A 14,966-nucleotide genomic window follows, 5' to 3' on the forward strand; every position below is an offset into this window, starting at 1 on the left:
GTGCACTGTTTGCTAAGTTTCAGCCCATCGGGTTTAAAACTTACCAGGCAGAGTGTTAGTTGTTATATACCGCTATACTGATTGATTAATTGATTTATGGTTTAGTGAATTTTAACAGATTCGCCTCCCGCTGATTGGGGGGAGCAATAGCGGCTCTCGCCCTGTTGCCGCCATCAAAGGATCGCATAGAGGTCAGATAATGCCTGGAACTGACGAAATTCGACGCCGGTGAAAGTCTTATTTAGGCATTCTCCTTTGTCGAAAGGAGTCGGGTGACTGATCGGTAGTCCAAGTCTCTTGATACTTTAGATTAACCCTCCAGGCGGTGGATATGCTGTTTATCGTCCGTTTTGAGAGCATCAATCCAGAGAAAATTAAGAATTGCTGCTCAGAAAGGTTGGAGAGCGGTTTTCTCTACTCCCTTCCGGATGCGTATCAGCAAGCTGTAGGCCACCGCGGATTGTTCAAAAGATGGGCTTGTGGAAAGCGCAAGTTTTGACACACTTTTGCTATAATTAAAAATAGTTTATCTTTGTTTATTCTTGATGTTTTTTGTTTTACCATGTAAATTTAATGTAAGATTGATTTTAAAGTTTTGGTTTATATGTATTTCCCGCCTTCAAGCTTTGCGTCTACTCACCGACTCTCGTCCACGCCAGAGGTTTTTGCAAGAGATGCGGCCAAAGAACCAGATCGACAAGAATGGGAAGATGCTCCGGACGAAGCTGCCGATGTGGCAGAAGTAGGAGGAGTGGTTAATGCGGGCGAGTATGCTGAAGTGTACAACCCATCGTCCCAAGCCGACTCTTTCCCTTCCGCGCTGGTTCAGCAATCTTCATTATTTACCTCAGTATCCCATGTAGCAAGACAAGGCATTGAAAATCAGTCTTTTCCGAAAATTGCGGACGATTCTTTAAGTCCGCGTGGCACTGAAACACGAGGCAGGAAATTTTCTGCAACCTCATCTTCAAAGTCGATCCTACCGGAAGGATCAAAACTCCGACCTCAAATCATTTCACCAATCACTTCTGCGAAAAGAGTGGAGGGCCCCTCTTCGGTAACTCCCGTGCACATCCCATCAGTCAAATTCTACGCACACGATTTAGATGGCGCTGTTGTAAAGACTTCGAATGATCCTGGAAGCGCTGTCCAGCCCCAGGGGGTGCCCCAGAAAAAGGATGTGACGTTCATCGGGCCAAACGGGCTTACCAGAGAAGTTTATGAAGCGTTCTTGGCCGCAGTTGCCAACTTTTCAGAGGATGATGTTGATCTCTACACTCAATGCACTTTTAAAGAATTGATGCAGGCAAGAAAAGAAAGCGGCCTGCCCTATTTTATCGCTGTGGTGTACGCCGATTCCTCGAAGGGAGGTTTACCTTCGATTGTGGATGGTATCAGCTTTTTACGGGACTATTTCCGCTGGGGTCGGGTCTGTCACCCGACGACAAGAAGACCGATTACCTCCTTCCTGATTTTTAAAAGCAGCCGTGGAAATCCATTCAAGTTGTTTTGCTCGGGTAACAACATCAGAGAATGCAGAGATCATTTTGCCAAATGGATTAATGCGTGCGATCCGGATTTAAAGCCCATTCTGAGGGGGCGCGAGCGATTTTACATGGCTTGCTACTACCAAGACTTGGCAGAGCGAGCTCTCAGAGATATAGATGCTCTTGCGAAGAGGCGACCGTTGACAAATCTAGAGATCTTTAAACAGATGGAGAAAAGAGAGCATTTTCTGGACAAGCATCAATACTGGCTTGAGAAGTCCGCGGACGACGAGTATTTAATCGCTTACGTTAATTTGGCCTACCATTATCTTACTTGCTTCGAAGATAATTCCGATGCCGTCAAGATGGCGCTCATGTATTTACGGAAAGCTGTCGCCAAAGTGGATTACATTTCCCCGAAAACCGAAAAGATACTGTTGGCTTGTTTAGAGGTTTTTCTTGATTACCCTGAACTTTGCTCCGAAGATATTGACCGGGTTAAGATTCTTTTAGATATTAATACAAGATCATCTGCTGCAGAGAGGACGGAGCAGCCCTCTTCTGGGTGTTTTTCAGACCATCAATAAAAGCCCTCCCCCCCTTCGATCAGGAGGGCTTATGAGAATCCATCTCTAGGACGAGACGGGAATCGCTTCCGCAAAAATGGCGGAGATGGCGCCCGGTTGTGAGCGACTCGAGAGCGCTGTCCTCAAGGACTCTTCCACTTGGTAGAGGCCGATCAGTTTTATCAGCATTTTTGACGATTTGTCTTTTTCCACACTCCAACTTCTGTGAAGCAGGGCGACTTTCTTTTGCGTTACGGCAAAGTAGGGCACTAACGCATTGATCACGTCGGCATGGGTGCAAGCTGATTTTGTTTGCACCAGGCTTTTCAAAGCGCTGGCCAGAGACTTTTTATATGTCAGATCCGAATCGGGTTCCCGCCACTCTGAGATGCCATCCAGATCAATGTTGATAAAGTCGGGCAGCAGCTCCGTTTCCGAAAATAGCCTCAGGTAGAAGCGCCTCACTGTCTCCAGCGACATATAAATGAATTCACTCGCTTCATCGTACTGCTCCGTATAGCTTTCGAACTCCTTGCGGAAATGCTCTTCTATTTCCTTGTGATCAACCTTTTCGGTGGCGATCTTTTTAAAGACGGAGTGGTTGAATAAAACCTGTTTTGACTTAGGAGCCTTGGTGAAACTTTCCCCTGTGTTTGTAATAAACTCCCGCTCTTTCTCTTCTTTCCAGGCAAAACATGAGGGGAATGGCAGTGTGTGTGCCCTTTCAAACTTTTTCACCTCATCTTGATCGTTGAATAAGGCCAAGAATAGATTAAGAGTCTGGGATGCTATTTCCTTGTCGTGATCCTTCAAAGGCTCTTTTTCCCATCCCATGATATCTCTTTCCCGATGAACCTGGGGAAAGATGGTGATCAATTTCTTAATTTCCTCAGTGCTTAGGGCAGTGGTCGGGGCAGCCGTTGACGAGGCGAGAGCGTTTCTTGCTCTCGGATTTTCATCCAATTCAAGAAAACTGTAATCTAAAATTTGCGACACAACATCGGCTACAACTGTTTTGGAGCCTGGCTTAATCTTCTCAGCGGCCTCTCCCATCAGGTGAATCGTGTTGACAAAAGCTGTGTAGTAATTCACCAGATTATAGAAGCGCGCCAGCGAGTGTTGCCTTTGCTCTTTCATGATGTTGCTGAGGATGACGATTTTTGAGCCTCCTCCTGCGTGCGCTAACGAAGAGGGCCTGCGTAGTGACTCTTTTATGATAAGCTGCGTCGAAGCCTCTTCGATGAGGAGATTTAAAGGGTCTTTGAGGCACTCTTCCCTGAGAGAGATTAAAGCCGCTTCGGCGATATCTTGACGTTTCTTTTTCAGATCCTCTATTTCGGTGATGATGATTGCGATTATGGAATTTAAAATTTTTATATCACCGGATCCGGATCTGCATTGATTTTTCAGGGCAGCGTAGACTCCTCCTGTTTTTAAAGGAACTGCCTGTGAGAGCATGTGCTTGAAGTACTTTCTAAGGGTCAATTCCTCGCAGGAGTCTTTGCCTAGTGTAAATTGCAGTTTTTTCTCATTCCAGCATTGATTAAAGACCTCGACGAGATCCGTTCGGTCATCCCAGGCTGCCTTGTTGATTTTGCCTTCGTACTTGGGCTCGTTATAACCTGCTTTCGTAAGAGCCAGGGAGTGATCCATTGCTCCTAAATCGACGAGTTGATCCAGTCTGGCGGGAAGTACAAGCGGCTGGCAGGCATCGACTGCCTTCTGATACGCACTTTTCAATAGAGGCACAGCGGTGTGTGTCGGTGGCAGGTAATGTTCGACCATGAGAAAGTGTTGGCCTCGCTTTGCTAAGCAGACAATCATATCCGTGAAGCTGAAGGGCATGCGTTTTATTGTCCACTCATCCAGTTCCTGCTGCAGCTTCTTTCTTTCCTCTCTCAGCGCTTTAACGGGGGGCTCCTCTTTAGCCTCTTTTGTCAGATCTTTGAATTTTCGGGGGCGGAACGTGTTTTTTTCTTTGCCAATCAGGGGCGAGAGTCCGTCGAAAAAGTAGTCAGAAGACTGGACAGCCTCGTCCTCATTGGAAACGCAAAATTCAACGGCGGGAAGGGTGGCGACCAACTCCTTCTCTTCCTTGATAATTTTAAGCAACGAGCCGTATTTGGAAGGGGAGCTCGGGGGAGATATCCTTCCTTTGTAAGGAACTATAGCGGAATCTAATCCTCTGCGGTGCAAGGGGGGGCTGGTGATGATGGGATCAGGGGATGTTGGCGGTGAATACATAGAATACCTATTAAAACAGAGGAATTTTTTAGTATTTTAGTTAATTGGTTAATAAAAGTAAATAATTTTTGTTTGATTTAAAAATCCCATATTGCAATTTAAAATATATTTAACGTGCTTCTCTGCGTGGAGATCGGTGATGCGTTCCGAGTTCTCGATGTTTTTCTCTGAAGGGGATAAATATGTCGAAAACATCTGAAAATCGCATCATTAGAAACACTTTTGCCAGAGCTTTTACAAGATTGTTCACCGATATGGATTTCGTCGCTTTGGGGGATTATTTTGACCCTGAAAACCACAGAAATCGAATCTGTTAACGGTCTCTAAGGGTTCGACAAAGGGCTGAATTTTGTTAAATCAGACAGAGTTTGTATCGGTAATAAAAAATTCAAACTCTTCCTTGGACAATTAACAAATCGTGGGTTATCTGCGGGGGGTATATACAGAAAGTGTCTCAAAATTTGGGTTTTGGCTTCGAGACACTTTCGGCATAGCCTCTAAGATAGGGGATAGAGAGGCAGAGGTTTTTCTCCCTCCTCTTTCAGTAGTGCATTTTCTTTGTCAAATAGTTCTTTACCGGCGAAGGCGACAAAAGGCGCCTCTTCAAGCTTGGGTGCGATGACATTTTTTAGGACATCAACTACCTCTTCCTTCGTTGCCTTGAGAAGCCTTTCCCTCCATTCCTGACGGAGGGTGGGTGTTCTTCCTTCTTTATGGAAACTGTAGGAGATATCGGCCCGGCTGCCAGGAGATACCGGGGAGTCTTGTGATTGAATAGCCTCCAGCTTGGCTTCAGTGAGGTCCTGTTTGGTGAAACCTCCCGCGGCCAGCTTGGCGACAGCGTCTTTGAAAGCTTTCTTTGTGGCCGCGATGTGGGGGTCGCGGAAAGAAAAGAAGACGAATTGGCCGGCCAGCGGGTAGCAGGTGGCCCCGCCTCCATAGGCTCCGCCCTCTTCACGAATCTTCTGATGGAGAAAGCGATTTTCGAGCAGGCTTGACGCCAAAGAGAACAGCGGGGATCGAGGATCGGCATAGGGCACTAAAGAGAGAGCCATAGCTGCGGAGGACACAGGGGCTGAAATCACACGGCCCTGGGAGGCGATTTTCTCTTTGCGAGGCGCCCTTTTGATCGGCTTAGGCTCTTTTGACGGCTTTGAGAAATTGGAAAAATCTTCGCTATGGAGGAGCTCAATCGTGCTTTCATCCCCTGAGATGATGAGCTCCGGACTTGCTTTTTTGAAGATCTCCTGCTGCAGGTAGAGCAGCCTTTCGACTAAGGAATCGATTGTCTGATCGAGATTCTGTGTCAGTGCTTTCATCTTTTGCCAATAGGTCAAGCCAAACCAGGCGTCGTTGATGCGTGCTGGCTCGCTAAGCCCTTTAGTAGAGAGACTGATTGCATAGCGCAGCGCACTTTGAGTGAGCCTTGAATCAAGCGATGTCCAGTGTTTCAATAGCACTTCTTTGATACGTTTCTTATTTGTGAAATCACACTCTTTGGCAAGACCCTTCATCAGGTGCATCATCTCTTGGGTATTTCTTTTCAGACACTTGCCTGAGAGTTGCAGAGAGGGGGTGAAGAGGTTTGGATCCCGGGCGTTTAATTGCAACGAGACCGACGCACCGATTCCACCGGTGCTTGCCTGCACTTCGTTTAAGAACTTCTCGTATGCCATGCTTTTTAAACCAATTTGCGGAAGAAGGAGGGCAAAAAGCCTGAGCAGGTAGAGATCTTCTTCAGGAAGCAGGGGCAGGGGGAAAATCAGGTCGGTGTAGGTAATGTGGTTTGTAAAGCAGGTGTGATAGTATCCCTTGAGGGGACCGAACTTCTCCTCTTTGAGTGGGTAATCCCTGATTTTGCCCGGCACGTCTTTTAGGGTTAGTTTAGGAAGTATGTTGATGTCTTGCTTCTCTTCCTCTTTCTGGGCCTTTTCTAGTTTCAAGGCCTCTTTTACGATCGCCTTTTTCTGGGAAGCCGAAAGCGCTTTCTCTATCTTTTGAATTCTCTGTTTCTCTTCCTTAAGCTCTTTTTTGGCAAGGGAGGGATCGGGTTCCATCAGCACTTTGACAAAGTGGCGATTGTCGAGCATCGTTTTTTTAAGCAGCTCTTCGAAGTAGCGCTTATTTTTCTTCAGCGTTTTTTTCAGCTTTTCGATCTGTGTGTGGATGAGAAGGCCCTCTTCGGGTTCGACCCCGTGCTGTTTTAAGAGGCCGCTTCTGAAAAAGAGAATGAGGCCATAGGGGTAGTGGTCGCCGGTGATTTCGCTACGGTGAAATTCGAACTGATGGATGGCGCTCTCGATCAGCTTTTTACTAAACCCTTTGGCAACAAGATCTTCTAGTGTCGAGAAGACTGTTTTCTCCAGGGTTTTAGCGTCCTTTGCCTCGATGCCGCTCAATGTGAGTACTAAGGGCGCTTCGGAGATTTCGCTGTCTAAGGACAGCGATGCCTGGGAAGCAAGGCCCGATTTCAAGATGGCCATTTTAAGTGGGGAGGCATCGGTGTCCATGAGCATGACCTGGAGAATGGAGAGGGCGAGGAGCTCTTGCTGGTCTTGGATGGGGGTGGTTAGCCAGCCGAGGGACATGTAAGCTTTTTTCTCTCCCATCTCCTCTTGCGAAAGAGGGTATTTGGATTTGACGGATTTCGGTTTGGTGAAGCGCTTCTCCAGGGGCAAAAGGGGAAGTTTGGAAGCCGGCTTTGCTTTGGAGAGCACCTTTTTGCGGATGAAGTCCAGATGGCCCTCTAGGGGCAAGTCACCATAGAAAAAGAAGAGGCAGCGGGCTGGGTCGTAGTGCTCTTTGTGAAAATTCACGAGCTCTTCGTAGGTTAAGTCAGGGATTACTTTGGGGTCGCCGCCGGAATTGATGCCATAGGTGATGGTTGGAAATAGCTGGGCGTTTATCTCTTCGCTTAAGCGCGAGCCGGCAGAGGAAAGAGCTCCTTTCATCTCATTGTAAACAATTCCTTTGATTTCAAGAGGCGTTTTGGGATCTTTTCCGGTTTGATATTCCAGGCGGTGTCCTTCTTGGAGGAAACTCTCTTTTTTGAGTGTCGGAAAAAAAACAGCGTCCAGATAGACATCCAGTAAATTATAAAAATCCTTTTTCACCAAGGTGGCGGCCGGATAGCAGGTAAAGTCAGAGCCGGTCAAGGCATTCATGAAGGTGTTTAAGCTCCTTCTCAGCATGGAGAAGAAGGGGTCTTTGACCGGATAGTTTTTAGAGCCGCAAAGCACCATGTGTTCTAAGATGTGCGCCACCCCGTTGGAGGTTTTGGGGATGGTTTTGAAGGAGAGGCAAAAAACGTTTTCGGGATCTTTTGCTTTCAGGTGGAGCACCTCGGCTCCTGTTTTCTCATCGCGAAGTTCTGTCAGATGCAGGTCAAGTTCGGGGATGGGAATGGATTTTGTGACTTCGAATCCTTTGATCAGAGTTTTTTTTGCCATGGGGACCGCTCCTTCCTTTTGGCTGCCTATTGTAGTGAAGAAGCGGGATTATTTAAACAGAGTCTTCGAATCGGGGGATGTGGAGGTAGTCCATACACTGAAAGCGTATGATTTATTTGCTGAATCGGGGGCTCAGGCCGGTCCTCATATCCCAAGGAATTCTACACGGAACGTCCTTCAAAAATTTGGCATGGGGGCTTTGAGAAAGCCTCGGGATTGAAAGCTTGCAAGTTACCTCATGTTTCTAATATTAGGTGACTTGTAATCTTTTAATCTTGGAGAGCTTTCTCTTTGCCAAACCTGAATTTTGAGATGCTTTCGCTATATTTCTACTAATAGACATCTTGCGCTCGATGAGCCACGCGAGCTTTCACGCTAAAAATCTATGGGCAAATATTAGTCTAAATTGATGTTTCGCTCGACGATGCCGACCTGGCGTCTTAAAAGCTCGTCTTCGGCGATCTTTTTTTCAATGGTCTTTCTGGCATGCAGCAGAGTGGAGTGGGTCTTTCCAAAGGCTGCACCGATCATCTGGAGGGAATCATTGATGAGTTTACAGGCAAGATACATGGCTACCTGTCTGGGGAGGGCGACCTCTTTTGTGCGGATAGCTCCTCTAAGATCGCTGATTTTAACTTCAAAAACCATCGCGACGGCTTTCAAGATCTGTTCGACCGAGACTTTCCTTTGCGGGTTGAGCTGGAACATCTCTTTCAAGGCGTGCTCTACCATCTCTTCCGTGATGGCAAGGTTCATCAGCCTGCTTTGCGCGCTCAAGCGGTTGATCGCTCCTTCGAGCTGTCGGACGTTGTTGTAGATGTGCTCGGCGATATAGAAGGCGATTTTGCTGGGGATGCAGAGACCTTTTTTTTCGGCCTTGGACTGCAAGATGGCGACGCGGGTTTCCAACTCGGGAACTCCCATATGGGCCACAAGACCCCACTCCATCCTGGCAACCATTCGCTCTGAGAGTTTTAGCTGTGCCGGCGGTTTATCGCTTGTGATGACAATCTGCTTTTTTTGGTTGATGAGCGCCTCGAAGGTGTTGCAAAACTCCTCTTCGAAGTTCAGCCTGTTTTGCAGAAACTGGATATCGTCGACCAAGAGAACATCGACGTCTTGGCGGTAGAAGCGTTTCATTTTGTCTACCGATTTATTGCGGAGGCTGTCTACCAGGTCATTGATGAATTGCTCAGTGGTGATGCATTGCACTTTCAGCTTTTTGGAGCCCTCTTTGATGTGGTGGCCGATGCTGTGGAGGATGTGCGTTTTACCAAGGCCGACGCCGCCGTGGATGAATAAAGGGTTGTAGGATTGTCCCGGGCGCATGGCAACGCCCATCGCCGCCGATTTGACAAATTGATTGGCAGCTCCTTCGATAAAACTCTCAAACCGGTATTGTGGATTTAAATCCACTTCAAAGGGTGATGGCGCTTTGACGGTGTAGGCTATGGGCGCGGGAGTCGGTGCTTTTTCTTCCGTTTTTACAGTCTTGGCGATGACAAAGCGGATTGCCGGTTCGCCGTTTTCCCTGACTGGCAGAAAGGAGATGAGTTCCTCTTTGTAGTTGGAGAGAAGGTACTCCTGGACAAAGATGTTGGGAACTTCAAGCTGCACTTCCTCTTCAGAGCCATCCACAAAGACGATAGGTGCAAGCCAGTTGCCGAAAGCAGCTGGTGTCGTTTTTTTCTTCACAAACTCGAGAAAATCGGTCCAAGCTTGTTTCGTGTCTAAAGCGAGCATCGTCATAAGTCCTTCAATCTTGTTACTAGGGTCTTGTGTCTTTAAATATTCGTATTGGCCGGCAATTTTCGTGCCGGGATGTGAAATCCATGGCCCTTCTAGCTGTCTTCCATTGGATGCAGGGCAGCCACATGAAACGGCATGTTTTTTAACGGGATTCAGGTCCTTAAAAAAGGAAAATCAAGAATTATAAACAATCTTTCCACAAACGATCCTGAAGCGTTTAACGTTGAGAAAATCTAATCGAGGTTCGATATACCCGCAAGACCTTTGCTCTCTTTTGTTCATGAATTGTCGATAACTCACTGATAATCAGAAGATGGGAAAGGGTCGAAGTCGCCCTTTCGCCCGGGAGTGGTTTGGTTTGAGTGTAATACGTTGTATCTAAATAATATATGCATTTACAGGGAGCCCTAATCTGCTATTGAAGAGGGGTTTGTGGCCTCCCCTCTTTGGTTCGGAAATTCATGGGAAATGTGGAAAGTGTTGATAAGAAAAATAAGGGAAAAATCGATGTTATGCACAACGGCCATCTGTCTCTTTTTTTTATATGGAAAGCGATTTAAAAATTTGTTTTTTGGCCTTCTTGAGGCCAAAAAACAAATTTTAATTCTTATGAAATGGGGATTGAGAGGGCGAAGCTTAAATGTAGCTTGAGGGAGAGAGATATTGCAAGTTACCGAGAGGATCGCTTGCCTGAACGATCTTGGCAAGGTGCGGGGCAATCCACTCTTTGGTAATGCTACATTGGATCAGCATCTTTTCCAAGTCAATATTCAGCCCGGGGTCGGCGGGCAGGACCGTGGTTTCGGAACTCTCGGTCGAGATGTCCTCTCGGATTTTTTTGACAATTTCCAAGCGGGCTCCGGCAACGGTTTTGTTGAACTCGGTCAGGAGGGCGAGTGTCGGGGGGGCCTCTTGAAGAAGCGACAAGGTTCCGTAGTAACCTAAGCAATCATCCAGATAGCGCTCCTTTTTGAGATCTGACGGCTGGGTTGTGCCAAATCCGGAGAGTAGGAGGTCCACAGAGCCGATATGGTGTCCGAGGAGAGGTGTCCAGTGTGTAGAGCTGACATAGGCGATGGTGCGGGTTAGGTTATTGTCTTGCAGCTCAAGTTTCAGCCCTAAATTGAGGGATTCGACGGGGCTGAAGGGGTTGAATGTCTGCGCGGTCAGGAAGTAACCGAGGGTGATGCCCTCTTGCAGCTCGATGCGCTCCACATCGGGTGTATCGAGGTAAAGTTCAAGACAGTGCAGGCTGCTTTTCTCTTGCCGGTACCTGGGCTTTAAGATTTGGATCATCTCTTGGTAGGTCGCGCGATTGAAGTAGTAGTGAATGACGTGAGGTTTGCCAAGCAAACGGTTAAGCTGGGAGGTTAAATCGTAAATATGGGCAATGTCCTGAAGCGCTTCCCGCTTTGAGTGGGTGACGATCACGTAGTTAATGTCTAGCAGGGAAAAGCTTCTGCTATGTAGCTCTGCAAGAAAGTGCCTGCCGGGGTTGATGGCGATCCCTTTCCCTTTGAAGCGTAGGAAAATGCCGTCGCTGATACTTTTTCTTGGATCGAGATGACCGGGAATCGGAAGGTCTTTGATGTCTTTGCTCCACGTGTTGAAGGCAAAGAGGCAGTTATCCTGGCATTTTTCCCTGGAGGAAACCTCTTCGAGATAATCTTCGAGCAGTTTCTGGTAGCGTCTGGAGTATTCTTCGAGTTTTAAGATCATGCCGGATTCTAAAGATCTGCCTGTCAGGCCGTCAGAGTATTTTGGGTGTTGCAGTTTAGAGCTGGTGGCGTGCTCTTCCAGCATGGCGGTGATTCTGGACAGTTCCAGCGATTCTGGCGGAGGCGGGCGGTGTTTTAGGGTCGATTCCGTCAGAAATTCTTTTAACATGTCCTTTGCGATCGGGGAGTCTAAACTTTTGAAAGTTAGCTCTCCATCTTCCAGAGTTCGATTTTTATGCTCTTTGTCCTTAGATGGAGCGCCTAGGGCAAACAGCTCTTCGGTCTCTTTTTCCGGTGCGGACATCAGTTCCTTGAGGTTTTGTTCGGCGAGGCTTCTGATATCGGAAAACAGAAGGGGGAGGCTTTCGAGATCTTTGCAGGAGCGGATTTTGTCGTGGAGATCTCGGACTTGCTGTGCTTTTTCTTCATCGAAATTTTTGAGCAACTCTTCCAGTATCTTGAGAGTGCAGGGATCTTCGGGATGGAGTTTGAGTGCTTTGTTTGCAAAGACGAGCGCCTTCGTCTTTTGTCCGAGCTCGCTTGAAAGCATCGCCGATGCCCTGTGGCAGAAAAAAGGAGCGTCGGTAATGTCTTTGACCTGGAGATAATATTTCAGGGCGCTTTTATAGTCGTTTGTATAGAAAGCCAAATCGCCTTGCAAAAGCAATTCGAAGAACGGATCCTGAGGCAGATCGAGTTGGTTTTGAATATACCCGACGACGAACTCGGGATTGCTGTTCAAACCAAGCTGCTGCGTTTTCTTTAAGTAGTCCGTGAAGATGGTTGCTGTCTCTTTCATCAATTCCTCGCCAAAACACTGGGTTGAAGGCCTGGCCATCATTAAATCAGCCGGTACAAAAAAATAAAAGACAATTCAAGGAGTCGATTAAGAGAGTGTCCACAGAATGAAATCGTATGATTTGTTTGTCCAATTTGGTTATAAGCTTTGAAAATTTTTAGTATGTTAGAGACTGTCAACGGATTCGGATTTCGTCGAATTTGGGGATTGTTTTGACCATCTTTCGATTCTTTTTGAAGGGCAATACGCGAGAGCTTTCTCTTTGCCAAAGACCAGATTTTGAGCTGCTTTCGAAGTAAAGTTGGGGGAGTCATCGAAAAGTTTCATGGGTTGACGCGCATTCTTTCTCGCACTGAAAATTTAGAAGATTTATTTATGTAGGGCTAGGCATAATGACGCCATTAGTAAAGATTAAACGAGTTTGACACTCCCTATCGAAAAAGTTATGAGCCAGTTAAAATACCCTTACGCAAAACAGTCCATCAATGATCTTGATGAGAAAGCTGTTTTGGAAGCCTTGAAAAGCCCGGCCCTAACTCGCGGCGATTTTGCCTCTTCCTTTGAACGGGAGGTAGCGGACTTTTGCGGGGCGCGCTTCGCTGTCTCTTTTAATAGTGGTTCGACAGCCCTTTCCGCGGCATTTTTTGCCGCAGAGGCAAGTCCGTACGATAGGGTGCTTACAACTCCCAACACATTCGTCGCTACCCTTTCAGGGGCATGTCAAAAAGGGGCAGCACCGGTTTTTATCGACATCGACCGCAAAAGCGGGAATATCGATGTGGAGAAGTTAAGCTACAACCTGCAAACTCTCTCCACGCGGGGCAAAAACATTATCGTGCCGGTTCACTTTGCGGGCATCCCGGTCGACATGCAACTGCTCGAATCTCACATCAAGGATTTGAATACCGTTGTGATTGAGGACGCGGCTCATGCCATTGGCTCTAAGTACAAGGACGGCACGCGGGTTGGATCTTGCGATTATAGCCACATTACCTGCTTCAGCTTTCATCCGGCGAAAACGATCACGACAGCCGAAGGAGGAATGTGCACTACCAACGATGAATCCCTCTATCAAAAACTTCTCTATTACCGCAATAATGGGATTGAAAGGGAGCCCGCCCTTTTCAAAGAGGAGGAGAGAGGGCCTTGGGTTTACGAAGTCAATTACCTCACCGGAAACTATTTCATGAATGAGCTGCAGGCAGCTCTGGGACGCAGCCAGTTTTCACGCATTGAGGGTTTCATCTCCAAGCGTAAGGAGCTCGTGAAAAGATACCGTGAGAATTTGTCCGGGGTGGAGCACCTGACCTTTTTCGAACCCGAAGAAGGGGTCGATGTGGCGTGGCACCTCTTCGTTTGCCAGATCGATTTTGCGGCTCTGCAAAAAGAGCGGGCGCAGGTGATGGAAGAGTTGCGGGAGTTGGGGATCGGAACGCAGGTTCACTATATTCCTCTTTACAGGCATCCCTTTTTCCGCAAAGGGGCCAGGGATATCAGGGAGTATTTCCCGGAAACGGAAATGTATTACCGTCAAGCACTTACACTTCCGCTTTATTATGATCTCACGGTGGGGGAAGTCGATGAGATTTCGAGCGCCTTGCTCAACGTGATCAGGTCGGGGAAGCCAACCTAAACCGGTGGGTCTTCAGCCCCTTCCGAAACTGCCTCTCGAATCCAGAATCCTAAGTTTTACGACACTATCGTAGATTCAAATTCAGCAAACAAAACATGTCAATTGAGTTTTAGTACGGGCTCTTAGAGCCAGTGCTAAAGCTGAAATCGTATGATTTGTTTGCTAAATCGACCTATAATCTCCGAAAAAAATTTCAGAATATAGGATTGATATGCTGAAAATTTTTTCGGAGATTATAGGTGGATTGAGCAGCAAAGCATACCAATTGAGTTTTAGTACAGGCTCTTAGATCTGGTAGGCCAAGATCAGCGCTTTAGCCGCGTTGGCGATCTGTAATTCTCTTTCATTCTTTAAAATATTGGCTAGTTTGAGACCCTCTTCTCTCCTTCCAAGCATGAAGAGCGCTTTGGTGAGATTAAGCAGGGTGGGGGCGTGATCGGCTTCTAGCTTGAGCGCTGTATCGAGTGCTTTGATCGCTTCAACAGCTTTACCCATCTGGAGGTAGATAGCTCCCAGAGTTTGAGGGTTGTAGGGATTGTCCGGTTCTAAAATGACTAGCGCTTCAAAGAGGGGGAGGGCGATGTCGTACTTACCTTGTCTGATGTAGGCGTAGCCGGCCATGCGGATATCATCCACCTGGTCCTCTCCCCAGCCTAATTTTGCCCGCCAGTCGATTTTTGCCATTCTTTATCCTTGGAGAAACTGACCCACTCTGCCGATGATGAATCCTAACCAAGAATTAAGCTTTTTAATTTCTTTTAAGCAAGCAAGAATCTTCTCTTTTTTACGGCTGTCCTCCGGAGAGTCCACTTCAGTCTCTCTGATTTCCTCTTCGAGGCTCTCTTGATCATCTAAGGTGCCAAGAGTTGGAGCGATGCGATAGAAGGCAAATGGGGAGCGCCTTAAATCCATGAATTTTTTGGGTGGGTAAAAATAGGCCCAAGGGGTGCCTAGAGGAATAATACCCAGCAGGAGGTCAAGTTCGGTGAGTTTGGGGTAGATGTCAAAGACTTGCGTCTGTGGTGGAATGCTGGCAGCTTGATCGAGCCTGAGCTGTTGATTGATCTGCTCGATCATCTTAGTACGCATCGCGTACATCTGGTAGATATTGAGGTCTAGATTGTCAATTGTTGCCATTGCAGCCTCAAACAAAATAAATGTGGTGAACCTTATAAAAGTATTTTAACAAACTTCCGGTTTTTTAAGCAAAGGTTAGCTGGCGAGGCTGTCGGCTACAGGGATTGGGGTTGATATAGTTTTGCACTGTGTTTTGACATCAATGTTTATAATTTATTAATATTGTGGTTAATCAATTTTATTT

General features: G+C 47.0%; 9 protein-coding genes. 3 read left to right on the forward strand and 6 right to left on the reverse strand.

From position 1 onward, the window contains the following. The first annotated feature begins 331 nt into the window (after positions 1–331). A complete protein-coding gene (locus ELAC_RS11780; protein ID WP_158227858.1) occupies positions 332–499 on the forward strand; it encodes a hypothetical protein in 168 nt (55 codons plus the stop codon). Positions 500–604: 105 nt separating this feature from the next. Further along, on the forward strand, positions 605–2,074 hold the full coding sequence (locus ELAC_RS08970) for a hypothetical protein (protein WP_098038938.1): 1,470 nt from the start codon (positions 605–607) through the stop codon (positions 2,072–2,074). 45 nt (positions 2,075–2,119) lie between these two features. Here ELAC_RS08970 and ELAC_RS08975 read toward each other — a convergent pair whose 3' ends face one another. The 4 genes from ELAC_RS08975 to ELAC_RS08995 form a co-directional block, all read right to left on the reverse strand. After that, the gene (locus tag ELAC_RS08975) at positions 2,120–4,297 is read right to left on the reverse strand and encodes a hypothetical protein (protein WP_098038939.1); all 2,178 of its coding nucleotides are present in this window, start codon (positions 4,295–4,297) and stop codon (positions 2,120–2,122) included. A 497-nt stretch (positions 4,298–4,794) separates the two neighbouring features. Continuing rightward, positions 4,795–7,746, reverse strand: coding sequence for an insulinase family protein (locus ELAC_RS08980; RefSeq protein WP_098038940.1), 2,952 nt, complete (start codon positions 7,744–7,746; stop codon positions 4,795–4,797). Between the two features lie 396 nt (positions 7,747–8,142). After that, entirely contained in the window at positions 8,143–9,489 is a 1,347-nt protein-coding gene (gene dnaA, locus ELAC_RS08990; protein WP_098039003.1) for a chromosomal replication initiator protein DnaA, read from the reverse strand. A gap of 642 nt (positions 9,490–10,131) precedes the next feature. After that, a complete protein-coding gene (locus ELAC_RS08995) occupies positions 10,132–12,012 on the reverse strand; it encodes a tetratricopeptide repeat protein (RefSeq protein WP_098038942.1) in 1,881 nt (626 codons plus the stop codon). Between the two features lie 445 nt (positions 12,013–12,457). On the opposite strand from ELAC_RS08995, the gene ELAC_RS09000 reads away from it, so the two are divergent. Next, on the forward strand, positions 12,458–13,645 hold the full coding sequence (locus ELAC_RS09000) for a DegT/DnrJ/EryC1/StrS family aminotransferase (protein ID WP_098038943.1): 1,188 nt from the start codon (positions 12,458–12,460) through the stop codon (positions 13,643–13,645). Positions 13,646–13,930: 285 nt separating this feature from the next. Here the strand turns inward: ELAC_RS09000 and ELAC_RS09005 are convergent, their stop codons facing one another. Beyond that, on the reverse strand, positions 13,931–14,329 hold the full coding sequence (locus ELAC_RS09005; protein WP_098038944.1) for a tetratricopeptide repeat protein: 399 nt from the start codon (positions 14,327–14,329) through the stop codon (positions 13,931–13,933). 3 nt (positions 14,330–14,332) lie between these two features. Beyond that, positions 14,333–14,782 (reverse strand): DUF5399 family protein, encoded by a 450-nt coding sequence (locus ELAC_RS09010; RefSeq protein WP_098038945.1) that lies wholly within the window; start codon positions 14,780–14,782, stop codon positions 14,333–14,335. Between the last annotated feature and the right edge of the window lie 184 nt (positions 14,783–14,966).

This window comes from Estrella lausannensis, from assembly GCF_900000175.1.
In the GTDB taxonomy this organism is placed as follows: Bacteria; Chlamydiota; Chlamydiia; order Chlamydiales; family Criblamydiaceae; genus Estrella; species Estrella lausannensis.

Bases quoted from the DNA above. Each gene is read 5' to 3' on its own strand.
- ELAC_RS08970 (WP_098038938.1), top strand. From the start codon at position 605: ATGTATTTCCCGCCTTCAAGCTTTGCGTCTACTCACCGACTCTCGTCC.
- ELAC_RS08980 (WP_098038940.1), bottom strand. From the start codon at position 7,746: ATGGCAAAAAAAACTCTGATCAAAGGATTCGAAGTCACAAAATCCATT.
- ELAC_RS09010 (WP_098038945.1), bottom strand. From the start codon at position 14,782: ATGGCAACAATTGACAATCTAGACCTCAATATCTACCAGATGTACGCG.
- ELAC_RS11780 (WP_158227858.1), top strand. From the start codon at position 332: ATGCTGTTTATCGTCCGTTTTGAGAGCATCAATCCAGAGAAAATTAAG.
- ELAC_RS08995 (WP_098038942.1), bottom strand. From the start codon at position 12,012: ATGAAAGAGACAGCAACCATCTTCACGGACTACTTAAAGAAAACGCAG.
- ELAC_RS09005 (WP_098038944.1), bottom strand. From the start codon at position 14,329: ATGGCAAAAATCGACTGGCGGGCAAAATTAGGCTGGGGAGAGGACCAG.
- ELAC_RS08975 (WP_098038939.1), bottom strand. From the start codon at position 4,297: ATGTATTCACCGCCAACATCCCCTGATCCCATCATCACCAGCCCCCCC.
- dnaA (WP_098039003.1), bottom strand. From the start codon at position 9,489: ATGCTCGCTTTAGACACGAAACAAGCTTGGACCGATTTTCTCGAGTTT.
- ELAC_RS09000 (WP_098038943.1), top strand. From the start codon at position 12,458: ATGAGCCAGTTAAAATACCCTTACGCAAAACAGTCCATCAATGATCTT.